The sequence below is a fragment of the Stutzerimonas sp. CXK-1 genome (genome assembly GCF_057738225.1).
Genome location: NZ_CM173217.1, coordinates 3,888,437 through 3,910,974, shown reverse-complemented (window position 1 = coordinate 3,910,974; position 22,538 = coordinate 3,888,437). Strand labels below are relative to the sequence as shown.

Annotated in this window: 21 protein-coding genes, 1 tRNA gene and 3 pseudogenes; 11 read left to right on the top strand and 14 right to left on the bottom strand. The window is 60.2% G+C overall.

Going from position 1 to position 22,538, the window contains the following annotated elements; all coding sequences use genetic code 11:
• Nucleotides 1-43: 43 nt before the first annotated feature.
• The 4 genes and pseudogenes from AC0KXH_RS18575 to AC0KXH_RS18560 all read right to left on the bottom strand — a co-directional run bounded on the left by AC0KXH_RS18575 (nt 44) and on the right by AC0KXH_RS18560 (nt 2,411).
• Nucleotides 44-234 (bottom strand): annotated as a pseudogene (locus tag AC0KXH_RS18575) (hypothetical protein).
• A 59-nt stretch (nt 235-293) separates the two neighbouring features.
• Entirely contained in the window at nt 294-542 is a 249-nt protein-coding gene (locus AC0KXH_RS18570) for a hypothetical protein (protein ID WP_488223849.1), read from the bottom strand.
• A 68-nt stretch (nt 543-610) separates the two neighbouring features.
• Nucleotides 611-820, bottom strand: a complete 210-nt coding sequence (locus tag AC0KXH_RS18565) for a hypothetical protein (RefSeq protein ID WP_488223848.1) — start codon at nt 818-820, stop codon at nt 611-613.
• A 514-nt stretch (nt 821-1,334) separates the two neighbouring features.
• Complete coding sequence (locus AC0KXH_RS18560) at nt 1,335-2,411, bottom strand: AAA family ATPase (protein WP_488223847.1); 1,077 nt, start codon at nt 2,409-2,411, stop codon at nt 1,335-1,337.
• A 464-nt stretch (nt 2,412-2,875) separates the two neighbouring features.
• Here AC0KXH_RS18560 and AC0KXH_RS18555 point away from each other — a divergent pair.
• A pseudogene (locus AC0KXH_RS18555) lies at nt 2,876-3,243 on the top strand (transposase); the annotation flags it as partial.
• A gap of 144 nt (nt 3,244-3,387) precedes the next feature.
• Here AC0KXH_RS18555 and AC0KXH_RS18550 read toward each other — a convergent pair.
• The gene (locus AC0KXH_RS18550; RefSeq protein WP_488223846.1) at nt 3,388-4,110 is read right to left on the bottom strand and encodes a hypothetical protein; all 723 of its coding nucleotides are present in this window, start codon (nt 4,108-4,110) and stop codon (nt 3,388-3,390) included.
• Between the two features lie 231 nt (nt 4,111-4,341).
• Here AC0KXH_RS18550 and AC0KXH_RS18545 point away from each other — a divergent pair, with 231 nt between their 5' ends.
• From AC0KXH_RS18545 to AC0KXH_RS18535, 3 genes and pseudogenes are all read left to right on the top strand, one after another.
• Nucleotides 4,342-5,163, top strand: coding sequence for a hypothetical protein (locus tag AC0KXH_RS18545; RefSeq protein ID WP_488223845.1), 822 nt, complete (start codon nt 4,342-4,344; stop codon nt 5,161-5,163).
• A gap of 105 nt (nt 5,164-5,268) precedes the next feature.
• A pseudogene (locus AC0KXH_RS18540) lies at nt 5,269-5,431 on the top strand (IS5/IS1182 family transposase); the annotation flags it as partial.
• Between the two features lie 581 nt (nt 5,432-6,012).
• Complete coding sequence (locus AC0KXH_RS18535) at nt 6,013-7,248, top strand: hypothetical protein (protein WP_488223844.1); 1,236 nt, start codon at nt 6,013-6,015, stop codon at nt 7,246-7,248.
• Between the two features lie 157 nt (nt 7,249-7,405).
• Here the strand turns inward: AC0KXH_RS18535 and AC0KXH_RS18530 are convergent, their stop codons facing one another.
• Nucleotides 7,406-7,516, bottom strand: coding sequence for a YgjP-like metallopeptidase domain-containing protein (locus tag AC0KXH_RS18530; RefSeq protein WP_488223843.1), 111 nt, complete (start codon nt 7,514-7,516; stop codon nt 7,406-7,408).
• A gap of 57 nt (nt 7,517-7,573) precedes the next feature.
• A complete protein-coding gene (locus AC0KXH_RS18525) occupies nt 7,574-7,921 on the bottom strand; it encodes a YgjP-like metallopeptidase domain-containing protein (protein WP_488224626.1) in 348 nt (115 codons plus the stop codon).
• Between the two features lie 382 nt (nt 7,922-8,303).
• Between AC0KXH_RS18525 and AC0KXH_RS18520 the strand changes: the two genes are divergently transcribed.
• The 6 genes from AC0KXH_RS18520 to AC0KXH_RS18495 all read left to right on the top strand — a co-directional run bounded on the left by AC0KXH_RS18520 (nt 8,304) and on the right by AC0KXH_RS18495 (nt 12,613).
• On the top strand, nt 8,304-8,582 hold the full coding sequence (locus AC0KXH_RS18520; protein WP_488223842.1) for a helix-turn-helix domain-containing protein: 279 nt from the start codon (nt 8,304-8,306) through the stop codon (nt 8,580-8,582).
• Nucleotides 8,583-8,976: 394 nt separating this feature from the next.
• Nucleotides 8,977-9,384 (top strand): toprim domain-containing protein, encoded by a 408-nt coding sequence (locus AC0KXH_RS18515; protein ID WP_488223841.1) that lies wholly within the window; start codon nt 8,977-8,979, stop codon nt 9,382-9,384.
• Between the two features lie 42 nt (nt 9,385-9,426).
• Nucleotides 9,427-9,564: a hypothetical protein gene (locus AC0KXH_RS18510; protein WP_488223840.1), complete on the top strand. Its 138-nt coding sequence runs from the start codon at nt 9,427-9,429 to the stop codon at nt 9,562-9,564.
• Entirely contained in the window at nt 9,527-9,760 is a 234-nt protein-coding gene (locus AC0KXH_RS18505; RefSeq protein ID WP_488224625.1) for a DUF3987 domain-containing protein, read from the top strand. The genes AC0KXH_RS18510 and AC0KXH_RS18505 overlap by 38 nt, the downstream gene beginning before the upstream one ends.
• 600 nt (nt 9,761-10,360) lie before the next feature.
• Entirely contained in the window at nt 10,361-10,918 is a 558-nt protein-coding gene (locus AC0KXH_RS18500; protein ID WP_488223839.1) for a hypothetical protein, read from the top strand.
• A 12-nt stretch (nt 10,919-10,930) separates the two neighbouring features.
• Complete coding sequence (locus tag AC0KXH_RS18495) at nt 10,931-12,613, top strand: hypothetical protein (protein WP_488223838.1); 1,683 nt, start codon at nt 10,931-10,933, stop codon at nt 12,611-12,613.
• Nucleotides 12,614-12,838: 225 nt separating this feature from the next.
• On the opposite strand, the gene AC0KXH_RS18490 is transcribed toward AC0KXH_RS18495, so the two are convergent.
• From AC0KXH_RS18490 to AC0KXH_RS18475, 4 genes are all read right to left on the bottom strand, one after another.
• Nucleotides 12,839-12,914: transfer RNA gene (locus AC0KXH_RS18490), tRNA-Thr, on the bottom strand.
• A gap of 43 nt (nt 12,915-12,957) precedes the next feature.
• Nucleotides 12,958-14,181, bottom strand: a complete 1,224-nt coding sequence (locus AC0KXH_RS18485; protein ID WP_488223837.1) for a methyltransferase — start codon at nt 14,179-14,181, stop codon at nt 12,958-12,960.
• 90 nt (nt 14,182-14,271) lie between these two features.
• Complete coding sequence (locus tag AC0KXH_RS18480; RefSeq protein ID WP_041109523.1) at nt 14,272-15,648, bottom strand: TRAP transporter large permease; 1,377 nt, start codon at nt 15,646-15,648, stop codon at nt 14,272-14,274.
• A complete protein-coding gene (locus tag AC0KXH_RS18475; protein ID WP_041109524.1) occupies nt 15,641-16,192 on the bottom strand; it encodes a TRAP transporter small permease subunit in 552 nt (183 codons plus the stop codon). Before AC0KXH_RS18475 ends, AC0KXH_RS18480 begins: the two co-directional genes overlap by 8 nt.
• Nucleotides 16,193-16,484: 292 nt before the next feature.
• Here AC0KXH_RS18475 and AC0KXH_RS18470 point away from each other — a divergent pair, with 292 nt between their 5' ends.
• The gene (locus AC0KXH_RS18470; protein WP_041109526.1) at nt 16,485-17,585 is read left to right on the top strand and encodes a TRAP transporter substrate-binding protein; all 1,101 of its coding nucleotides are present in this window, start codon (nt 16,485-16,487) and stop codon (nt 17,583-17,585) included.
• 76 nt (nt 17,586-17,661) lie between these two features.
• Here the strand turns inward: AC0KXH_RS18470 and AC0KXH_RS18465 are convergent, their stop codons facing one another.
• The 3 genes from AC0KXH_RS18465 to AC0KXH_RS18455 all read right to left on the bottom strand — a co-directional run bounded on the left by AC0KXH_RS18465 (nt 17,662) and on the right by AC0KXH_RS18455 (nt 22,496).
• Nucleotides 17,662-18,087 (bottom strand): OsmC family protein, encoded by a 426-nt coding sequence (locus AC0KXH_RS18465; protein WP_041109528.1) that lies wholly within the window; start codon nt 18,085-18,087, stop codon nt 17,662-17,664.
• Nucleotides 18,088-18,129: 42 nt separating this feature from the next.
• Nucleotides 18,130-18,444, bottom strand: coding sequence for a DUF2388 domain-containing protein (locus tag AC0KXH_RS18460; RefSeq protein WP_041109530.1), 315 nt, complete (start codon nt 18,442-18,444; stop codon nt 18,130-18,132).
• A gap of 71 nt (nt 18,445-18,515) precedes the next feature.
• Entirely contained in the window at nt 18,516-22,496 is a 3,981-nt protein-coding gene (locus AC0KXH_RS18455) for a PAS domain S-box protein (RefSeq protein WP_237145337.1), read from the bottom strand.
• Nucleotides 22,497-22,538 lie beyond the last annotated feature (42 nt).

The window sequence follows — 22,538 nt, the reverse complement described above, 5'->3', positions numbered from 1 at the left end:
GCAAACCAACAGCATGGACAGCCTCAGGCTGCCCATGCTCCTTCTATTCGGAATTGCTGGATGTACTTGCTCGGGTGTAGATCCGCCTGCTGAAGATCCAACACGCCAGCAGCACAGCGATCAGCAGCGGCGGAAAACGCACCATAAGAATCACCAGCAGTCACACGGCCGCGCAACCGGCGAGATGCCGGCAAACACGAACATGGTGGTGAAGGTCCGTAGCAGTAGCTTCATGCTCGTTCGTCTCCTACAGGTAGCTCCTGTTCCGCTAGGACCCTGATTGCTGAGCTGCGTCAGTCATCGCCGAAACCAAAACAATTGCCGCCAACATCTATATGCTCATTCAGCATTAATAGTCCGGTCGCAGGATTAATAAGCGACGTCGGCTCCATCTGAGCCATGGGATAGTCAAAACTCTCTTCTGGCATGCAGTCGTCTTCTACGTTCGGTTCGTTTACCTCTATCGCAGAAGTGAAAATCTCGTCGGATTCGGACAGGGAATCATGTACAACGACGCTACGATCTTTTTCCAAATAGAGCATTGTTATGTAGCCGTCTGCGGTAACACGTTGTGGCCCAGAGCTGTATCGCAACCATGCGAACAAATTTCTTAGAACCATTGCCCATCCTCCGGCTCATTGTCCGTTGCCAACGAGGTTTCCTCGCTTGGCCGGTTGTCGCGTTCCGACATCAATCGCAGGTAGTACGATTCGTTTCCGCCCTGCAATCGAATGAAAAACGTAATCTCAGCCTCATGGAACCCATCGGACTTCTCGGCTTCGCAAAGGAGCTCCCTGGCCTTCTCGGCAAATTTGTGCATTTTCTCGTCTCCAACATGCTGAGAAGCAATCCTCGCTGATCGAAACGATGATGCAAGACCATCCCGGCGATTGCGGCGTTCCGAATTTGGGCAGTTAAAGGATTTCGTTTTCGTCGGACGGATGGATGGATGGATGGATTGTTCTTAAAAGCGAAAAGCCCCCGGCCAGCTAAAAGCGGGCCAGCCGCTCGTCGAGGCGGAACTGCCGCGGCTGAACACAGCGACGATCGATACCTTTGTCCTGGCCAGGGGTGCTTGGCTTTTTAAGCCCACGGCTGCATCGAGCCGATATATGTATGAGCCCTGGCCAGGTAGTCATTCCCATAGGTTACGGGGATATCTATTGTCCGATATAACCGAAACCCCTTAAGAAAAATTCCGTCGGACGGGTGAACCTCAACCATCAACGAGGCATCTATGGACGCGCTTGCCCTTAGTGCGGCTTCGCCGCACCGAACGCTGCGCTGCACCAATACTTCGCTACAGTTCTCGCAGCTATCGCCACACGCGTAACTTATTCCAAGGCCAGCATCACATTATCGCCTTCAACGCTGACCACTCCCCGCTTCAAAAGACCTTCGCATGCCTCTTTTGCGCGGTTTCGGCCGATTCCGTCGTCCGCAAGACGTTTTTTCCATGCCTCATACGAAATCTCGGAAACGGACTCCGCGCTATCCTTCGCCTCCGAGTGCATATCCCTAAGAATCTGCAGAGCTCTTTGCTGGTTTTTCCCTTGTGGCTGAGCGGCCTCGCTCGCTGGGCTATACGACACGCGGCTGAGCGCTGCGGCTTGCGTCAGATCGCCATGTGTGTCACTTACAAAAACTGGCTCTAGCTTGAACGCAAGCGCATCAGGCTGCACTGCGTCCTTCATCTTCTTTGAAAGCAGGCGCACTACGTTATCTTTATCGCTGCGAGTCACCTCATACTCAGCATCAGCTGCCCCCTTCAGCGCAGTTGAACCCCGTGCACCTCGGTCATGATCCTTTCCGCTGTGATGAACAATTAAGACGGTAGCTCGCCACTTCCGTCGTAATTGGTCGAGATTGTGAATAAAACAGCTTACGTCACTAGCGCTGTTTTCCTCGCCCCTGAAGTTTCTTGCCATAGTGTCAATAACAATTAGGGCTGGATTGAATCCAGTTTCACTCTCGATATTTTCGACGGCACTGGCTACTGCCTCGGCGCTTTCGCCGTCGAAAAAATCCGCGGGCGCTTCCGAAATGAATAGCGCACTGGGAACGTCAGATTGGCAATGTTTTGCCCAGGCATTTACCCGGCGGGCCACACCTCCATGCCCCTCGCCCACGATATAGAAAACGGCGCCCTGAGCCACGGCACTTCCGTGAAACGGAATTCCAGCGGCGACGCAGCAGGAAATATCCAAGGCAAGGAACGATTTTCCAACCGCGGGTGCCCCGTACATGACTGCTAAGGTGTCGCATTCCAGATAGCCATTAACGAGCCAAGACACCGGATTTACTGGCAACGCACTGGCCTGCACAAACTTAAAAGCAGTTTTGGCTCGAAACGGCAACTGTGCGGACAGATGCTGTCGAAGAGAATGCGGAATCTTTTTAGGCTGGCTCACTTGTTACCTCCGGCCAAAAAAGCGGCAACCTTTTCGACATCCCACCGAACAGCACGTCCGAAACGGACGGGCATAGGCAAACCAAGGGTTCTGGCTACCCTCCACCATGTGGAGCGCGAGACAGAGTATTTAGCGGTAGAAAAAGCCGCAGGCGCATAGGTACGCTTGGACACATCGGCCATAAGTAAAACCTCCAACTGTTGCAGTTGGATCCAGCCTACGGTTCTGGGTTAGCGCTGTGTTCTGCCTAAACGCGGAAAACGCGCAGTTACACCGTGACCATTGAAGATGCTTTCTGAAACACGTCTTGATCTAGGGAGCCACTGCAAAATAGTCAACTGTGCCAGCCCTCGGCACGCTGAGCGCCCTCGACGCCCCTCAAGCAATCCGAAACGCGCCATGCATCAGGCCAGGCCAGTAATGGCACTCGGCATGAAGGCTTACACCGGCGGAGATGCGGCGACCTGACTGGCACGGCGGCCAATGTGGCGGACGTGACCCAGGTCGACCAGCTGCTGCATGGTCAGGAGTCGTATGTCCTGGGCGATGCCAGCTGCACCGGCGCGGCCAAGCGCCCGGAGCATGCCGGCCGGGACGTGATCTGGTCGTTTGCCGTGCGGCCCAGCAGTACGGCAAAGGCAGTGTGCTGTTTCAGGCCAAGCGCAAGATTGAATACGCCAAGGCACAACTGTAGGCCAAGGTCGAGCACCCGTTCCAGGTGATCAAGGTGCGCTACCATGACTTGGCCAAGAACACCGCGCAGCTGTTCAGCCTATCCGGATTGGCCAATCTGCTGCTGGTCAAGCGGTATTTGCAGCAAGCGGCGGGATAAATCCTCCTGTCACTCGGCGCTGGCCTGCCAATCAGCGAAATCGGGGCTGAAAGCTGCCTCAGAACGACAGAGCCACGGCTGGTGGACTGAAAACCGGCTTGAATACAGCGCACGGCGCGAACAGTTGAATTGTTCAGCGCCTCCTTAGCGAAAGCTGCAACGCGCCCACATATCACTCGGGTACCAGCGGGTGGCCTGAATCTTGTGGCTAATGAATTTCTGGTCTATTTCATAGAAGAATCCGAAGTGCGCCATCTGCGCCCGGCCTACCGTCTCAACCTGTACATTATCGCCTCCGACTTGCTGGACAAAGCCGAAAAGGTTATCGGCAGTACAAACTTGCAGACCCACCGTTTTTTCCTCACGAGCTCTTGCTGCAAAGGTGTCTCGCGCATGCCGAGCCTGCTGTCGTTGCTCAACCATTAGGCCGCGATGAAGCGCTTTCTCGACCATGTACGTCAGGATGGCTTGTTCTTCAACGACCAAGTAGCGCTCTTGATACTGCCCCCGCTTGATGGTCACCTTGGCTAGCCAGTTCGGAATATCGTTGCGGTCGTAACAACCAAAAACACCAAAATAATGGTTTACCGCGTCGTTACCTAAAAGGACATTCTCATTTTCAAGCTGACGAAACTCGCCTTTATCAATAAAAGTGCAATAGGCATCTAGAGTCTCGCGTGGCCGTGCTATCCGACGGGCATGGAACGGGTTAATGTCACCGTGGGTGATGCTGAAGAACTGAGTTCCGGAGAATTCCGATTCGATCAGTTTACCTACACTCTCGTACTGCGAGGCGACTGTGCGGTAGTTGGGGGCCGCGCATCCCGCAAGCCCGAGCAAGATGGGTAGTAGAAAGAGGAGTCGCATGAACTTTCCTTGCCGGTGTTTACTTTGAGGAGCTTTCTCCCCGGTATACGCATGCACAGCGCAAAGCCACTTGGCTCGGTTCTCCGGATATACGCGGGTGCTTTGGATCGCTCTAGGCAAACCTCCCACCATCGGAATACAGGGTCACCCGTAAACCAAGGCGAACATGATAGCCTGGAGCCATCATTCTACCCTCTATTCCTTCTCGTACGGTGACGATAAAGGATGTCCATGATTCGCATATCTGCACTTACGCTAGCAGCGGCACTTTTTCTCGCGGGCTGTGCAACCCAGCCCCGGGCCTACGACCCCAGCGCCAGCCGAGCGTTGAATATCGCCAAGGCTGCCGGCTTATCCGAGGCAGACGACTATCCAGCCAATAAGGTACCAGGCGCCGGTATTGGTGGCCTGCTGGACATCACGACCAGTGCACTTTCATTCGAGTCCGCGAACGGACTGGACCTTGCCATGGGCGATGCAGTGGGACTTGGATTGATGAGCTTTGTGTTTTCACCGCCCGCGCAGATCGACCGCAATGCCCTTCTGGCCTGGATTCCTGAAGAGCGCGCTAAAGATAAGGACCAGGCTGCACTCGTCCTGTCAAAGCTCGTCCTCGACGCCGTCGAAACGACCCTAAAAGCCGAAGGCATCGCCTATCACATAGATAAAGCCCATCAGGAGCGGCTGGCCCTGTTCTACCCATTTTTGGAGACGAGCCTGGACTTCGAGCTGGACGGAAAGAACTGTGGCGTGTCTTACCACGTGTACAAGACGCAGACCGTCGGGCCGAAACCAGCGCCCCTCTTCATCGGTAACGGTATCTCTGCCTACGGCCTTCTCGCCGGACATGAATTTCAGTACCCATCGTTCGATGTCGGCTGCCTGGGTGGCGATCCCATTCATTCAATCGAACTGGCGAGAAAGATCAGCCAGGCGTTACCGGAGACAGTGTACGTATACGTGTCGCCGAAGCGCCGGCCGGAAGGCGGACGGACGCCGCCGATGGTGCTGGACCATGGCAAGGTCCTGATGTTCATCGAGCCGGCTAGCTAAAGGGTGCGACAACCCAGGCCAACACAGAAGAGACTCATCGGAAAGCAACAGTCATCAATGATTAAAATCTCCGTCCCCACACCACCGACAATGAACCTAATTTTCAATCAGCTGACGCACGCGCTGTTTGAGACGATCAACCAACATTTGGCCGCCGGGGTCTGTTGCTCAAGGAAGGCACCATCGTCGATGCCACGCTGATCGCCGCGCCGCCCCGTCCAAGAATTGCGGAGGCAAGCGCGATACTCCTTCGCCAGGGTCTCGAAAGTGATTCTCCGCGCTTCTTTCAAGCGCTGCGCCTCACGCTGTGCTACGCGCTCTTCATCGCGCGTGGCCAACGGATCTCTATAGACGGCCAACAGCCTTCGCGCAACTGCAGCTCTAATACGCGCCTCAGCGAGTGTTACGCCGCAACATGGGCCCAAGCCCATGTTGCGGCGTCTACCATAGATCTGATCCATGAGGTTCGCCTTGTTTTTTGCGTGGAGTTGCGCGCGTCCCTGAGCCGGAGGCAAGCCCGTGAGGCTAAAGCTCATGACGCGCTGCCGGTGTTAAGGACACCGCCGGCTGGTCCGACCGCTTGGCCTGCGGTCCGGGCTGCATCTGAAAACAATCTAACCCATCCGTTAGAAGCAGCAAGAGCGTCTTGGCCCTAGTGGGGAGAAGATTTCTATCAAGGTGGGTTGAAGCGATTGCTGATGCGGTTAGGGCTAGTCCGTTCGTGAGGCCGGAGCAGGTGCCGCCCTGTATTTCTTTGGCAAATGCTATATGATTTTTGTGGTGGCAGTAGGCCATCTATCTGCGGCTGTGAGTCCCTATCACTATCCCCCCAGCACGAGTACATCACGGATGAAGAAACGAATTTTAGTTATGACAACAGCTCTGTTATCTATTGGCGGTTGCTCAAGCGTTCCGAGCTTCAGCGAGCACGACACGCATAGCTTGATCAATGAGCTTAGTGTTTATGCGCCGGTTGACACTTACAAAGAGCCGGTTGGCGAGTGGATCCAGCCTTCAAATAAGAACGTTGCGTGCAGAATTTATGATGCGGATAGCAAAGCTTCTCAAGCGACACTTGTTCTTTGGGACGGCGAGTGCGAGTCAGGGTACGCGCATGGGCTAGGGCGAGAGATGCTCGTAAAGGAAGGCAAAAGCCTATCTGCGATTGGAAAGTATCCAGGCGGAAAAGTTGTGCCGACGTATTATCTCCATAGCCTCTACGATTCAAAAGAATTTCTATTTGGCGATCCTAAAAAGGGCGCAGTTATCCTGAGGGGCTCGGATAGTCTTACGACTAACCAAGGAGCAGTCATCATTACTGCCGCTTTACAGCCGGATGGAGTGAAGTACGCTCAGATAGAGTCTATTGGAGATGGAGCCACAATCCTAAGAAAAGATTACCCAACCGGTTACGCTCTAGTGATTAAAAGATTTTTAGATCCAGCTGTTCCAGTATTGCTGGAAGCCGGCATGTATCAGAATGAGCGCCCGATGGGCCTTGCATATGCAAGATATAGAAACGGGGCGGTCCAAGTATTTGATGTAACAACCGGAGCTCCACGGCTGGTGGCGCCCCATGGCTCGTACTATGAGTTTCTAGGTAAAACAGAAGCTGAGATTACAGCAAGAACCAATGAGGCAAAACAGAACGCAGATGAGGCGATGGCGATGGTCAGCGCGTACCGTACTAGCGCGTGTTCTCGCAGCGTCAATGATTTCGACCAATTCGCGCACTATAAAGATATCTGCGATGATGACGGAGAGCTTAAGCAGTTCAATAAGATGGCTCAAAAAGTAGCAGCTAGCCGTGACGAGCGCTTTGCCCGCTTACGAGAGGGTCAAAGGGCGGAGGCTGAACGGATAGGCCGGCTACAGGCAGCCAATGCCGCCCGGCAGTCTCAAGAGCTATCCAATCTAGTAAATTCTTTGAACCAAACTGCGGCAAGCTTCAATCAATCGGGGCAGTCAGCGCTCAACAGCGTTATGGGTAATAGTATTTCTACGGTCCCAAATTTCGGAGTGCCTCAAAGCGTCAACACATATTGTTATCAGACGGGCAACATCACTAATTGCAACTCTCGATAAGCCTGATTAGGTCCGGTGCGTCAGCATAAAACACAAAGCTTTCTGAACTGGCTTCCGAAAGCCTTTTGTGTGCGAGACTTGCATCGCATAAGCTTATGCTCAATTAGGGCCTGATTACTGGTCAAGCAAGCCAATGAACTGGTTGCTATGGTGACGTTCAAGAAGGTACGTCATTGTGCACCAACACGTACTCCAGACACTGCACAGGCGTTCTCGCAAGCTCTAGGTTCAGCCAAATGCGCTTGGCTTCAATTTTACATGCCCCCATTTGGTCTTCATCCGCTTGATACCCCAGGCCGAGACATCTACCCCCTAACCGTGTCTGTCAGCTCTCTAACAGCTGGGGCACCCGGCGCTTCAACTTGACCCGGTAGAAGTCATGCAGCAATCGTTCACGGCGCTCATTTGACATACCAGCGCTAACAAACATATCGAGCGTGGCTGCTCCGCGTAGGGCAACTCGCATGGGCCCCGTGGTTTCCTGAGCGCGCAAGCGGTAGCGACATCCCAGGAAGTAGTGACTTTCACCACTGACCATGTGCCGCTCGGATTGTCTAGGTTGCGCCTGGAACTTGGCTTCTTGACGCTTGATCCAGCTCAGTTTGCCAACTACTGATAGGCGCAAAGCCTCATCGTCCACTGCTAGCGGAACAGCGACTCGCACTCGACCCATCGGCGGATACACGCCCAAATGCGGGTTCTTAAACCGGCTAGCGCACGATCTCCACGGCCAGGCCACCGACCGTGACCCTATGAAACTCAGTAGTCATGCTGATTCTTTACGAGGTTCAGTAGGGCTTCCAGTCGTTCGTTATGGAGCCCGGCCAGGTAGTCGCCCTGGGTTTCGGCCGTATCCTCGCCCCATTGATCCAGACTTTTTTAATGGCCAAGCGCACGCGCTTGGCCGGCTGGGAGCAAGCGCACACGAGCGCACGTTTTGTACCCCTAGGCTTTAGTTGGCTAATTCGAGAAAATAGCTAATTAGACGGGACAATATAGTGCGGCTTCATAGAAGACTGTGATGGACGGTATGTGACCGTACAGAAGGAGTCATCATGAAGTTGGACAAGAAAGAACTGGTTGAAAGTATTCGAGGGGACATCGCAGCTTATCTCGGAGTTCAGGAAAAGGCGGTTGCAATTTTGGTTGATCCGGAAGTTGCTGCGGTGGTTTTGGGAGTCGAGAAGGATACTCTAGCAACTTGGCGTCATAATGGCGCTCAGCAGTTGCCATTCTTGAAGATCGGCCGTGCAGTGCGTTATCGCGTAAATGACCTTGCTGAATATCTGGCTCGCCGCAGTTCGTTGCATACGGGAGAAGTATGCGATGGCTGATACGGTTATGGAATTCCGAAGCTCTATGATGCGAGGACTCGCCCCGATTGAGCTAGCTCTGATCGGTGGCGGGCCAATCCATCGCTTCCGTGGGGACCGTGCCGGCAGCAAAAACGGTTGGTACGTGCTTCATACGGACGGAGTCGCTTTTGGAGTCTTTGGCAGCTGGAAGACCAGTGTTTTTCACACTTGGAGTAGCCGTAAACCCGGCGACCCTTTGGCATGCGAGCTCCTCCGAGTACGTGTGGAGCAGGCAAAGCATCAGCGGGAAGCTGAACAATGTCAGCGACAGCAGGCAGCACGGCTTTGGAACCAGACGTGCCAGCCGACTCTCGCCACCCTTATTTAGAGCACGAAGGGCGTTCAGCCTCATGGCCTGCGCCAACTCGGCAACATGTTGCTCGTGGCGCTGTACAACAATGGCCAACTGGCAGACCTGCAGCGCATCTACCCTGACGCCGGCAAGCGGTTCCTGCCTGGAAGACGAGTGAATGGATGCTATTCCCCTGTAGGGGCGTTGTTGCCCGGTCTTCCACTTTACATCTGTGATGGCTGGGCAACCGGGGCGACGCTGCACGAGGCAACTGGTGCACCTGTCGCCTGTGCGATGAACGCCGGAAATCTGCTGCAGGCCGGGCTGGAGCTAGGCCGCCGCCTTCAAGAGGTTGTTTTGGTTGTTGCTGGTGACGATGATCGTCAGGCCGAGGGTAATCCGGGCCGAACCGCTCAACTAAAGCAGCCGCGGTGCTTGGTTGCGGGTTGGTCTTCCCGGCCTGGGCAAAGGACGCTCCGCTCGCGCTAACAGGTTTTTCAACGACCTGAGCTTGTGGCGGAAGGGACGAGGATGACCGAAGCGACGTATGAAAAAACCGCTGCCTTTGCTGCAAGATATCGAATGTGCGAGGTCATCCGTCTCAAGGACTTTACAGCGATGAAGGGACGCAATTTTTTGGCGGATATGCAAGCAGGCCAGAGAATTTGACCAAAAGCGTGGCGGGCTATCCAGGCTGTGGGATGGGGCGCCCATCATCAGAACCCGAGCTGCCGAGGGCGAGAGCGCATCGCGTAGCGGTTGTCGGCTGAGCGCTCACTTGATGATCCAGCCAGTCGTTGCGGAGCACGTGCTCGGCAATTCCATCATGCAAGGCTGCCAGGCTCGTGAGCTGGTACTTATCTGAGGCGCTGCGGTTAACAACTCCAGCAAGCGTAGCCCTCCATGTGCTGCAAGCGCAGCGCCTGATCGCCTGGCTGAGTGACAACTGTTGGCACAGCGTTGATGCCCGAAAGCTGCAACGGGAGGGGCCACGCTCTGTCAGGAAGAATTGCCAAGCAGAGCGACCAATTACTGGCCCTGCTGGTGCAGCATCGTCAGGTGTTCACAGATGACGGCAAGCGGTTCCGGCTCAACCCATTGTTGGCGACCGCGGCGACCGAGCCAGTAGATCCTAACCAGCATAGGGGCGACAAACTGGCGACGCCCGGCGACATGCTTGTCTCGATGGCTGGCAAGTAGTCGCGACGAGTCGCCGGTCCAAACCATCGGAGGCTCGGGGACTGTCGCCGGCGTCGCCGCTGTCGCCGACGCTCAACTCAGGCCATTACGTTGCTCGGCACTCTGTATCAGGCGGAAGCGGTCCACCATAGACCCTTCAAAGCTTGCTCAGAACCGATCCGCACTAAAACCTGCAGCCAGGCGAGGGCAACAAGCTGATTGGTGGCCATTTATCATCAATTTGCCATGTTTTATAGTGGCCTCACCTGACAGCAAGGAAAGCCACATGAGTATCGGCACTATCGCAAAAATGGCCGCAGCCGCAGTAGCCTCTGCATTGGCAACCGGTACCGTATCGCATTTCTGGAACAAGAAAGAGAACAAGGCGGCCGAGGCACGCGGTGAGAAGAACGGCGCAGCTCGGGAGAAGGCAAAGTACGACGAGGCGCTCAAGCAGAACGATGCGCACTACGAGTCCCTTGCGGCCAGATTCGCTGAAACGAACGACATGTTCAAGCTGGCCGTCGCCCTGGCCACAGTCGGCTATTCCTGCGCAGCTTCCACCGGCCGCGTTGGTGATCGTGAACGCGACCTAGTCGACGAGTACGTAGCTGGCATGATGTCAGTGAAGCTGCCCAGCCACATCCGATTAAAGCTGCGAGAGGTATTGGAAAACCCTCCCGCTGTGCGCACCGCGCATGCATTTGCAAAAGAGGTTGCTGATCGTGAGACATGGCACCTCTTCGACGAGATTGTCACAGAAATCGTCGAGATCGATTCGACGATTTCACCGGACAAGCATAACTTTCGCCGGCGTTGGAACCTTCTGCGCGCTGCAGCTTAAAGGAGATCGGTCATGTCTTCTCGTATCGAACGCGTCATGCGGCGTCAGCAGGCTCGCGCTAAGCGCCAAAACTCTACCCAGCTCATCAGCATGCCAAGCGCCGCTGAAATCGATCAAGTCATGCATGCGCCTGTCGACAATCAGTTTATCGGTCGGGTCAACCAGGCACTATCTTTAGAACTCCCTCCGGCTGCCACATACGAGCAGGCTCAGGTCCGGCTCAACGCCCTGACAGCAGCTTTTAACGCTGAGCGCTTCGATCAGCTTCTTGTCGAAAGCCGGCGGAGCGCCCTGCAGGCCATCGTGGTGCCCTTCGGGCTGGGCAAGATGCTTAGCGCGTACGACAAGGTCGGCGGCAACGTAGATACCATTCACAACGCTCGCAACGAGGTTTATGCGACCAAGAAAGCAGAAGACGCATACAACGCGAACGAGCCTTATGACGACAGGAAGTACCACAACAAAGACACGCACTACGTCGAACGAAACCGGAGCGAGACTGGGAAACGGGAAAGGGGTGAGTTGAAAGACGCTTACACCGGTGACACCCTTGGCCTGAAGGAAAGTCAGAGCCTCGATCACACCATATCTGCCAAAGAAATCCACACTGATCCCGGTCGTGTTCTTGCCGAGTTGGATGGTGTTGAACTGGCGAACAGTGATTCAAACCTCAATTCGACCACGCAGACAACCAACTCTGCGAAAGGTGAGCGCTCGACTGCAGACTTTCTAAAATATCTTGAGAGAACGCGTGAAAAACGCAACACCGATCTCGCCGCTTTGCGCGAAAAAGAAAGCTCCGGCGAGCCGCTGACCAAAAGCGAAAAGAACAAGCTCAACAAGCTGACTGAGCAGGAAAAGATCGATAAAAATCCGGAGCTGCTCTTGGAGAAGGAGCGCATGGCGCGCGAGGAGTACGACACCAAAATCAACGAGGCGTACTATAAGAGTGAGAAATTCCGAAAGGACTGCATCGAAACCTCAGCCAAGGAAGGAGGCAAGATGGCTTTCCAGGCGGCGATCGGCGTGGTGCTGGTCGAGTTCTTCTCGGCCTCGTTCGATGAAATCGGCGACTGGTACCGCAACGGATCCAGCACCCGATCCGTGCGCCGAGAACTCAGAATACGCCTAGGCCGCATTGCCGGGCGTATTGTTGCTCGCTGGAAGGATGCCCTGGCTGCGGCCGGCACGGGCTTTCTAGCTGGCTTTCTCTCCAATCTGGTCACCGTGCTTATCAACGCGTTTTTGACAACTGCCAAGCGGGCGGTACGCATGATCCGCGAGGGCACCCTCTCGCTTATCGAAGCCGGCAAGACACTACTACTACGCCCTCAAGGTATGACGCTCAACCAGGCGCTAGATGCAGCTCTCAAGGTCCTTGTCGGTGGTGGGGTCGTTGTGGGCGGTGTCATGCTTGAGGAGATCGTCAGTAAATACCTCATGGCGATACCGTTCATTACCCCCTTTGCTGAAATCGCCACGGCTGTGATCGTAGGCGCGACGTCGGCGATTCTTTCGACGCTGTTGGTCTACCTGATCGACAAGCTTGATCCGTTTAGCGTCAATCGCGATCGGCTGCTGGAGCATATCCATGTCGAATTGGACAAGAGCATCGCGGTAGAGCAGGCCAGAAGTGCGACGATGCTCGAACATCTGGACTCGTTGACGAGGGCCTACAGGCCGAAATTCGGTTAGCAACTACGGGCCGGGCCGCCGGCCTTTATTGCAGCGGCTGCTAGGCTAGGTCGCCTGATCTAGAAGAGCACATTGATATCAGCTCTCGTGCGGAGACGACGTGTGCAACATGGAACCGTCCGCGAAAGGCAGTGCAAAGAAACATTTTTCCGTTTCGCTGCTAGCCCGGTGATAGCCCTAAGCAGAAACGAAAAAGGCCCGCATCGCTGCGGGCCTTTCTTTGTATGGTGCCGGCACCAGGAGTCGAACCCGGGACCTACTGATTACAAGTCAGTTGCTCTACCAGCTGAGCTATACCGGCAAACCGGGCGCCATTATAGCCATTGGCGTCGGCGAGTAAACCGTTATTGGCCAGGTACTTGCGTGGTCGGGCGTTCGGCGAGCAGGAGCAGGTTGCGTGGGGTGAGATCGCTGGGGCAGAAGGTGCCGAGGCGTACCCGGTAACCCGCTTCTTCGAGGAACAGCGCGCGGTCGAGCAGCAGCCAGATTTCCAGCGGGCGGCGGAACAGGGCGCGAACCAGTTCGAGGTTGCGTACTTCGGCCAGGCGTTGCCAGCCGAGCTGTTCCAGCGCTGCCCAGTCCTGTTCGCCGGGCGCGTCCAGGCCCTTGAGCGTGGCGAGGTGGCGGCAATAGTCGGCGAATGGCTTGCGCAGCCAGGCGGTTGATAGCGAAGGAGTCGGCAGGTAGGCATCGACGCCGCGCAGTCGGCGCTGCAGTTCATCGAAGCCCAGCCGCCAGGCCATCGACTGGTCGCGGTCGCGACGCTCGCGGGCGCCGGCGGTTACGGTTTCGCTCAGCGGCAGGCCGAGGTCGTCTCGGCTCAGGCGCAGGGCCGAATCGCGCGCCAGCTGCGACAACGCTTGGTAGGTCGGTGCCTGGATGCGGTTGTAGCAACAGGGCGAGAGCGCCAGTTGCCGGCATTCGCGTGCGACCGCCAGCTGCAGCAGGCGCACGTGCAGATCGCCGCAGGCGTGCAGGGCGATGGCCGTGTGCTGCGGCTGCAACACCGTGGCGCAGCTGTCGGCGAGCACGTCCTGGCCGCGATGGTCGGCGGGGATGCCGAGGCGGGCGCTCAGGCGGGCGCCCTCGCGGACCAGTTCGGCATCCCATTCCAGGCAGGTCAACGATGCGCCCTGGCGGGCCAGGTAACGGCCGAGGTGGCCCTTGCCGGCGCACCAGTCGAGCCAGTGCGCAGGGCGCTCGGTGAATTGCAGGCGTGCAGCGAAGGCCTCGATCTGCTGCCACTTGCGGCCGGGCACGTCGAGCTGTTGGCGATGCTCGCCAGCGGGCGCAGGGCGGCCGGGCAGCGGCTCGACCTCACTCAGACGGCGGGCCTGCTCGGCCAGCGCGGCAAAGGGGGCCGGTGCCTTGAGCATGGCCGGGTCGCGCTGGACGGCTTCGGCATCGCTCAGCGAGCGGCTGCGCAGCCAGGCCGCGAGTGCCGGATGGTCGTCCTCCCAGGCCAGCCGCCGCTCGACGAACGGCCGCGGTCGCCAGAGCGACTGGTGTTCGAGAAGAAACGCGTCCAGCGCACGGAAACGTTCGGCAAGCGGGGTTCGGCTGGGCATGGCGGTGTGGTGGTCAGGCGGGGCTGCGATTGTCGCGCATTACAGCGGCACGGAAAATGAAACGCCCGTCGGATGACGGGCGTTGTGGGCTCAGTTGCCGTAGACCTGCTCGGGTAGCCAGGTGATGAGGTCGGGCCATAGGTAGGCGATCACCAGCATGGCGATCTGGATACCGATGAAGGGGATCACCCCCTTGTACATGGTGCTGGTCGGCACGCTGCGCGGTGTCACCCCGCGCAGGTAGAACAGCGAGAAGCCGAACGGCGGGGTGAGGAAGGAGGTCTGCAGGTTCAACGCGATCATCACGCCGAGCCAGATCGGGTCCAGGCCCATGGCCAGGAGAATCGGCCCGACGATGGGCACCACGACGAAGATGATCTCGATGAAGTCGAGGATGAAGCCGAGCAGGAAGATCACCAGCATCACCACCAGGAAGGCGCCGAGCACGCCGCCGGGCAGCTGGTTGAGCGCGTGCTCGATCATCATCTCGCCGCCGAAGCCACGGAACACCAGCGAGAACAGCGAGGCGCCGATGAGGATGAGGAACACCATCGAGGTGATCTCGGTGGTGCCGCGGGCGACCTCGCGCAGTTGGCCGAAATCGAGCTGGCGCTTGGCCAGCGAAAGCAGGGTGGCGCCCAGCGCGCCGATCGCAGCCGCTTCGGTCGGTGTGGCGTAGCCGGCGAGGATGGAGCCGAGCACCGCAGCGATCAGCACCAGCGGCGGCAGCAGGGCACGGAACAGCTTGCCCCATTCGATCGGCCCCAGCTCCGATTGCGGCAGCGCCGGCAGCTTCTTCGGCTGGAAGATGGCGATTGCGATCAGGTAAAGGATGTACAGGCCGACCAGCGTCAGGCCGGGAATCAGCGAGCCGACGAAGAGGTCGCCGACCGAGACGGTCTTTGGCGAGAAGATGCCCATCTTCAGCTGGGCCTGCTGGTAGGCGCTGGACATCACGTCGCCGAGCAGCACGAGGATGATCGACGGTGGAATGATCTGCCCCAGGGTGCCGGTCGCGGCCAGGGTGCCGGTGGCGACCGCCGGGTCGTAGCCGCGGCGCAGCATGGTCGGCAGGGCCAGCAGGCCCATGGTCACCACGGTGGCGCCGACGATGCCGGTACTGGCGGCGAGCAGCGCGCCGACCACGCAGACCGAGATCGCCAGGCCGCCGCGCAGGGTGCCGAACAGGCGTGACATCGATTCGAGCAGGTCCTCGGCGACGCGCGATTTCTCCAGCATCACGCCCATGAAGACGAACAGTGGCACGGCCAGCATCGTCTGGTTGTTCATGATGCCGAAGATGCGGTTGGGCAGCGCGTGCAGGTAGCCGACATCGAAGGTGCCGGTGAGCACGCCGGCGCCAGCGAACAGCAGGGCCATGCCGCCAAGGGTGAAGGCCACCGGGTAGCCCGACATCAGCGCGATGCAGATGCTGACGAAAAGGGTGATCGCCATGATCTCAGCCATGCTTCACCTCCGCTTGCTCTTCCGGCAGGCGGCCGGCGAGGCGATAGCCGACCTTGATCAGGTCGGCTATCGCCTGCAGCGCGAGGCTGAGGACCAGCACCAGGATGATCGTCTTCTGCAGGTAGACGAACTTCAGCCCGCCCGATTCGCTGGAGCTTTCGAACGTGGCCCAGGAATTGGCCACGTAGTCCCAGCTGTTCCAGGCGAGGAACAGGCAGACCGGCAACAGGAACAGCACATGGCCCAGGCCGTCGACCAGCGCCTGACGGCGGGCGGGAAACTTCTGGTAGAAGATGTCGACGCGCACGTGGCCGTTGCGCTGCAGCGTCCAGGCGGCGGCACCCATGAACACCAGCGCGTGGGCATACATGACGGCTTCCTGCAGGGCGATCGCGCCGATGCCGAAGCCGTAGCGCAGGATCACCACGATCGCGGTGCCGACGACGAGAAACAGGGTCAACCAGGCGCACAGCTGGCCGAGGCGCTGGTTCAGCGCATCGATGAGGCCGGCCGCGCGGAGCAAGGGCGGGTGGCTAGGGGACATTTGGCAGTCCTTCTTGTAGGGCAGCAAGGGTGGGCGGGTTGGCGATTCTTGCAGTAGTGGCGTTTTGCATCAATCGCCGACGTCTCATACCAAGTATGGGCTAGGCTTGGAACGCTGGAGCCTCTAATGTTGTCCGGCCTGGCGTTGCGCTTGGCCGAGGCGGGCAGGTGCGAGGAGACCAAGCCATGAGCGCGCCGGCCCCGACCGAGTTTGCGTCGAATCGCTCGCCGATCGACCAGGCAACAAGCTTTCTCTGTGCTGCGTTACAAGACAAAACAACAAGGAGCATCGAATGAAACGTCGCGACATTCTCGCCGCCGCCGGTGTTGGCCTGGCGGCCACGGCCCTGGCCGGCTGCAACGACAAGAACGAAACCGCCGGCGCCGACAAGCAGGCGGCCGAGCAGCAGACCTTTACCTGGAAGATGGTCACCTCCTGGCCGAAGAACTTCCCGGGCGTCGGCGTTGGCGCCGAGCGCTTTGCCAAGCTGGTCAACGAGATGAGCGGCGGGCGCCTGAACGTCAAGGTCTATGCGGCAGGCGAGTTGGTCCCGGCGCTGGAAGTCTTCGATGCGGTCTCGCGTGGCACCGCCGAGCTCGGCCACGGCGCACCCTACTACTGGAAGGGCAAGGTCCCGGCTGCACAGTTCTTCTGCGCGCTGCCGTTCGGCCCGAACGCCCAGGAAATGAACGCCTGGCTGCATCGCGGCGGCGGCATCGAACTCTGGGAAGAGGTGTACAAGCCCTTTGGCGTGCTGCCGATGGCCTGCGGTGCGACCGGCGTGCAGACCGCCGGCTGGTTCAACAAGGAAATCAACTCGGTCGATGATTTCAAGGGCCTGAAGATGCGTACCCCGGGCCTGGGCGGTGAAGTGCTGACGAAGATGGGCGGTACGGTGGTCAACCTCCCGGCGGGCGAGATCTTCACCGCGCTGCAGACCGGCGCCATCGATGCCACCGAGTGGATCGGCCCGTACAACGACCTTGCCCTCGGCCTGCACAAGGCGGCCAAGTACTACTACACCCCGGGTTGGCAGGAGCCGAACGTCACCTTCGAGCTGGACGTCAATCTCAAGGCGTGGGAAACCCTGCCGGACGACCTCAAGGCCATCGTCCGCGCCGCCGCGCGCGACGTGAACGGCGACATGCTCGATGACTACAACGCCAAGAACATGGAGGCGCTCGAGCAGCTGCGCGCGCAGGGCGTCGAGGTTCGTCGCCTGCCGGATGAAGTGCTGGCGCGACTGAAGGAGGTCGCCGCCGAGGTGGTCGAGGCCTCGGCCAAGGCCGACCCGGTGGCAGCCAAGGTGTGGGAGCAGCAGAGCGCCTATCTCAAGCGGCTCTATGCCTATGCCGAGCTGAACGAGAAGGACATCTACAACATCCGCGGCTGATCGCCGGGCGACACAAGAACGCCACCGCGGCAACGCGGTGGCGTTTCTTTTTTGCGCTCCCGAAAACCGCGTGCGCTCAGCTTTCCAGCGTCGCGTTCAGGCTGATCCGCGCGTTAAGCACTTTCGACACCGGGCAACCTTCCTTCGCCTGGTTGGCGATCTGTTCGAAGCGCGCCTGGTCGGCCCCGGGGATGCGTGCCTTGAGCGTCAGGTCGACGGCGGTGATGCTGAAGCCTTCGCCGTCCTTGTCGAGGGTGACCACGGCCTGGGTCTCGATGCGTTCAGCGGTCAGACCGGCCTGGCCGAGCATCATCGACAGGGCCATCGAGAAGCAGCCGGCATGGGCGGCACCGATCAGTTCCTCGGGGTTGGTACCGGGGGCGTCTTCGAAGCGGGTGTTGAAGCCGTAGGGGTTGTCCTTCAGCGCACCGCTCTGCGTGCTGATGGTGCCCTTGCCGTCTTTCAGGCCGCCTTGCCAGACGGCCGATGCGCTCTTCTTCATGCTGCCTCCTCTGGAAAAAGGCCCGCATCAGCGGGCCGTGGGTCAACGTGGGGTCTGTTCGGCGGCCAGGATCGCGCGCGCCAGCTCCATGTCGCTGCTGGCCTGCAGATCGGGCCGTTCGCTGCGCAGGCGCTGCAGCGTGGCTTCCAGATGCGCGCCGCGCACCGCGCCGTCGGTGGCGACGAAGCTGCCGGCATCCTCGCGCAGGGCCAGCACCTGCTTTTCGTCGCGGAAGGTCATGTAGGTGGACGCCGTGGTCGCGCCTGACGACAGAATGTCACGCACGAGCCCATCGGCCAGGGCGCTGCCGAGCGGAGCGGCAGCCAGGGTCAGCATGGCGAGAGTCTTGATTCGCATGATCGCATCTCCTTGGGTCACGTCTGTTCAGAGTGCGCAGCGAACCGCCGAGTTCCGGCGTGCCGGGCCGCTCAGCTTTCGATCAGCTGGCGAATCCGGCTGGCCAGCTCGTCGATGTTGAACGGCTTGGCCAGCATGTCCATGCCGGGTGCGAGAAAATCCTTGCGCTGTTCGGCACTCGGCACATAGCCGGTGATGAACAGCACCTTCAGCGTCGGGCGGTGCTGGCGCGCGAGGTCGGCCAACTGGCGGCCATTGAGCCCGGGCAGGCCGACGTCGCTAACCACCAGGTCGATGCGCCGGTCGCTTTCGATGAAGGGCATGGCGCTTGGCGCGTCGCTCGCTTCGAGCACCTGGTAGCCAAGCTCGCGCAGCACCTCGATGACCAGCATGCGCACGGCGACTTCGTCCTCGATCACCAGCACGGTTTCGCCGTCCGCCTCGGGCGGCTGGGCCAGGGCCCGGCGCTGGGCATCGGCGGTGTGCTCGATGTGGTTGCGCGGCAGGTACAGGCTGATCAGCGTGCCTTCGCCGGGCGTGCTGTCGATGTGCACGTGGCCGCCGGTCTGCTTGGCGAAGCCGTAGACCATCGACAACCCGAGCCCGGTGCCCTGGCCGATCGGCTTGGTGGTGAAGAACGGATCGAACGCCTTGGCGATGACCTCGGCGGACATCCCCGAGCCGGTATCGGCAACGCTGAGCAGTACGTAGTCGCCAGCCTCCGGGCTGTCCGGTTCGCCCGGCTGCACCTGCACATTGCGCGTGGCGATGTTCAGGTGGCCGCCGTCAGGCATGGCGTCGCGCGAGTTGATGACCAGGTTGAGCAGGGCGTTTTCGAGCTGGTGCGCATCGGTGTAGGCCTGCCAGAGCGGCTCCTGCAGCGCGCTGTCGAGGCGGATGTGCTCGCCGATGGTGCGACGCAGCATGTCCTCCATCGAAGCCACCAGCTGGTTGACGTCTACTGGCCGCGGGTCGAGCGACTGGCGGCGCGCGAAGGCCAGCAAGCGGTGGGTCAGGGCGGCGGCACGGTTGGCCGAGGTCATCGCCGCATCGAGGTAGCGGCCGAGTTCGCCGAAACGGCCGCTCTCGACGCGCCGCTGGATCAGGTCCAGCGCACCGAGCACGCCGGTCAGCATGTTGTTGAAGTCGTGGGCCAGGCCGCCGGTCAGCTGGCCGATGGCTTCCATTTTCTGCGCATGGCGCAGTGCTTCCTCGGCGCGCTCGCGCTCGGCCATCTCGATGTGCAGGCGGTTGTTGATCTGTGCCAGCTCGCGGGTCCGTTCGATGACGCGGCGTTCCAGGCTGTCGTTGAGTTCGCGCAGCGCTTCCTCGGCGGCGACCTGGGCGGTGACATCGGTGCTGGTGCCGAACCAGTGGGTGACCTGGCCATAGTCGTCACGGATCGGCAGCGCGCGCGAGAGGAACCAGCGGTAGCGCCCGTCCTTGCCACGCAGAGGAAAGGTTTCCTCCCAGATCGAGCCGATCGCGAAGGCGCGCTTGAGCGAACCGGTGACCCGCTCGCGATGCTCGGGATGCTGAACCGTGGCCCAGCCGAGCGCCCGCATGGCTTCAAAGGTGGTGCCGGTGTAGTCGTACCAGCGCTTGTTGTACCAGTAGATGCGCCCGGAGGGATCGGCCATCCAGGCGAACTGGCTCATGTTGTCGGCCAGGGTGCGGAACTGCTCCTCGCTTTCGCGCAGGGCGCGCTCGGCGCGCATGCGCTCGTCCGCGGTCCAGGCGCGGTCGGCGACCTCGCGGATGAAGGCGATCTCGTCATCCTGCCAGTGCCGCGGTGCCTCCTCGAGCAGCATCAGCGCCGCCGCCAGCTGGCCCTGCTCGAACAACGGCACGCAGACCAGGCTGGCGATGCGCCGCTCGGCAAAAAGCGCGGCCCGCGGCGCGGTGCGGGCGTCGTTGAGCACGTCGTCGATGACCACCAGTTCGTCGTTCAGCAGGTCGTAATGCAGGTCGCCGAAGTCGGCGAAGTACACGCGCTCGTTGCCGACGGCCGACAGCCCGTCGCTCCAGTAGCGCTCGATGGTGCCGGACAGCCCGCCGGGGTCGAGGTTGGTCAGCAGTACCCGGTCGATGCGCAGCGTGCTGCCGATGACCCTGACCGCGGCCTCGGCGATGGTCGGGCTGTCGTGCTCCTCGCGCAGCAGGTCGCCAAGCTCGATCAGTGCCGCCTGGCGCCGCTCGACCAGCCGCCGCTCGTTGATCTGCTCTTCGAGCAAGGCGTTCATCTGGCGCATGTGCTCGGCCGCGTTGCGCTCGGCGGTGACTTCGCGCGAGGTGCCGAGAATGCGCACCTCACCGTTGGCATCGAGCACGCGGCGCCCGCGGTTGGTCAGCCAGATGTAGTCATCGCTGCGCGGGTCGAGGATGCGGTAGTCGACATGGAATTCGCCGCCGTCCAGGCCTTGCAGGGCGCGGCGCAGAGCATTCAGCAGTTCGCCACGGTCTTCTGGATGGACGCGCTGCAGGACATCCACCGCGCTTGGCGTCGGGTCGTCCGGCTGCATGTTGGCGAGTGCCTTGAGCTGGTTGTCCCAGTGCAGGCTGCGACGTGTCTCGTTGTATTCCCAGACGCCGATCGAGGCGATCTCGTTGGCCAGGCTGATGCGCTGCTCGGCCTCGCGCAGGGCATGCAGCGTGGCGATGCGCTCGCCTGCGGCGCGGATCCGCTCGGTGAGTTCTCTGACCAGCGCGATGTCGCCCGAGGGCCAGTCGCGCGGCTGGTTGCTGGTGAACAGCAGGAACAGCGTACCCGGTGCCTGCTCGGGCAGGGACAGCGGCGCCAGCAGCAGGGCCTGGCTGCCGAGACTGGCGCCGAGCGTGGCGGTTGCGGGGTCACCGTCCGCCTTGAGGCTGACGATGCTGCCGGCGGCCAGCCGAGGAGCCAGGTCGAGCCCGCCGAGCGGGTGCCGGCCAAGGCGGTCGCCGGCATTCGGCGCGTGCCATTGTTCGGTCAGTACCAGCGCATCGTCACCGTCCAGGTGGCCGAGGGCGATACCGTCGCTGTTGGTCAGCCGTCCGAGGCGAGCATCGAGCACGCAGCGCAGGTCGATGTGCTCGCTGCTGGCCTGCAGGCGGTCGCTGATGTCCAGCAGTAGCGCCTGCAGGGCTTCGCGGCGGGTGCGCTCGCTGACGTCGGCAAAGGTGCAGAGCGCACCCTGCAGCACGCCGTCGCGGTAGACCGGCACGACGCGGTATTCGACCGGCAGTGCGCTGCCGTCCTGGCGGAAGAACAGCTCGCGCTCGACATGGGCGGACTCGCCGCTGCGCGCGCTACGGTGGATCGGGCAATCGCGGACGTCGTAGGGCCGCCCGTCGGGGTGGCTGTGGTGGATCACGTCGTGCAGCTGGCGGCCGAGCACTTCGTCGCGGCTGGCGAAGCCAAGCAGGCGCAGAAAGGCTTCGTTGCACAGCGTCACCCGGCCTTCGGTGTCGATGGAATAGAAGGCCTCGCTCGCCGAGTCCAGCAGCAGGCGCACATAGGCCTCGCTCTGCTCGTGAGCGATTTCCACCTGGCGCTGGCCGTCGCGGAGCACGCCGGCCTCGTCCTCACGCTGCAGGCGCAATTCGAAGAGTGCCATGACCTGGTCGGCCAGGGTCTGCAGCTGCCTGGCCTGTTGCGCAGGCAGCGGCTGCACGGCGGCATTCAGCACGCACAGCGTACCGAGCGGTCGGTGCTGCCCGTCGCGCAGGATGACGGCCGCGTAATGCCGCGCGGGCGTACCGTCGCTCAGCGAAAGAGCCGTTGCGTCGTCGTCGGCGAACTCGACGAACGCCGCCGCGCTCGCGAGCGCCCGCGCACTGGGCGAGTGCTCCAGCGCCACCGGGCCGTCCGGTAGGTTCAGCGCCGCCAGCGTGACCTGATGCTCGGTGATCAGGTGGATCGCGACCGCAGGCGCCTCGCACAGCTGCGCGGCCAGCCCGAGCAGGCCATGCAGGCGTTCGACCAGTCGCGCATCGGGCGCGATCAGGCGCGCCGCAGCAGTCAGGCGGTCGGGGTCGTGCCAGAGGGCAGGGCTGGAAGATTGCTGGGTCAAGTGTCGTCGCTCGGCTGTCCGTTGCCTTTGGCCAGTGCGCCA

Coding starts and splice junctions, on each gene's coding strand:
- AC0KXH_RS18495 (WP_488223838.1), top strand. CDS start 10,931: ATGTCTTCTCGTATCGAACGCGTCATGCGGCGTCAGCAGGCTCGCGCT.
- AC0KXH_RS18465 (WP_041109528.1), bottom strand. CDS start 18,087: ATGAAGAAGAGCGCATCGGCCGTCTGGCAAGGCGGCCTGAAAGACGGC.
- AC0KXH_RS18510 (WP_488223840.1), top strand. CDS start 9,427: ATGACCGAAGCGACGTATGAAAAAACCGCTGCCTTTGCTGCAAGATAT.
- AC0KXH_RS18530 (WP_488223843.1), bottom strand. CDS start 7,516: ATGGGGGCATGTAAAATTGAAGCCAAGCGCATTTGGCTGAACCTAGAG.
- AC0KXH_RS18535 (WP_488223844.1), top strand. CDS start 6,013: ATGAAGAAACGAATTTTAGTTATGACAACAGCTCTGTTATCTATTGGC.
- AC0KXH_RS18520 (WP_488223842.1), top strand. CDS start 8,304: ATGAAGTTGGACAAGAAAGAACTGGTTGAAAGTATTCGAGGGGACATC.
- AC0KXH_RS18570 (WP_488223849.1), bottom strand. CDS start 542: ATGCTCTATTTGGAAAAAGATCGTAGCGTCGTTGTACATGATTCCCTG.
- AC0KXH_RS18515 (WP_488223841.1), top strand. CDS start 8,977: ATGTTGCTCGTGGCGCTGTACAACAATGGCCAACTGGCAGACCTGCAG.
- AC0KXH_RS18500 (WP_488223839.1), top strand. CDS start 10,361: ATGAGTATCGGCACTATCGCAAAAATGGCCGCAGCCGCAGTAGCCTCT.
- AC0KXH_RS18525 (WP_488224626.1), bottom strand. CDS start 7,921: ATGGGTCGAGTGCGAGTCGCTGTTCCGCTAGCAGTGGACGATGAGGCT.
- AC0KXH_RS18480 (WP_041109523.1), bottom strand. CDS start 15,648: ATGGCTGAGATCATGGCGATCACCCTTTTCGTCAGCATCTGCATCGCG.
- AC0KXH_RS18545 (WP_488223845.1), top strand. CDS start 4,342: ATGATTCGCATATCTGCACTTACGCTAGCAGCGGCACTTTTTCTCGCG.
- AC0KXH_RS18475 (WP_041109524.1), bottom strand. CDS start 16,192: ATGTCCCCTAGCCACCCGCCCTTGCTCCGCGCGGCCGGCCTCATCGAT.
- AC0KXH_RS18550 (WP_488223846.1), bottom strand. CDS start 4,110: ATGCGACTCCTCTTTCTACTACCCATCTTGCTCGGGCTTGCGGGATGC.
- AC0KXH_RS18565 (WP_488223848.1), bottom strand. CDS start 820: ATGCACAAATTTGCCGAGAAGGCCAGGGAGCTCCTTTGCGAAGCCGAG.
- AC0KXH_RS18485 (WP_488223837.1), bottom strand. CDS start 14,181: ATGCCCAGCCGAACCCCGCTTGCCGAACGTTTCCGTGCGCTGGACGCG.
- AC0KXH_RS18470 (WP_041109526.1), top strand. CDS start 16,485: ATGAAACGTCGCGACATTCTCGCCGCCGCCGGTGTTGGCCTGGCGGCC.
- AC0KXH_RS18460 (WP_041109530.1), bottom strand. CDS start 18,444: ATGCGAATCAAGACTCTCGCCATGCTGACCCTGGCTGCCGCTCCGCTC.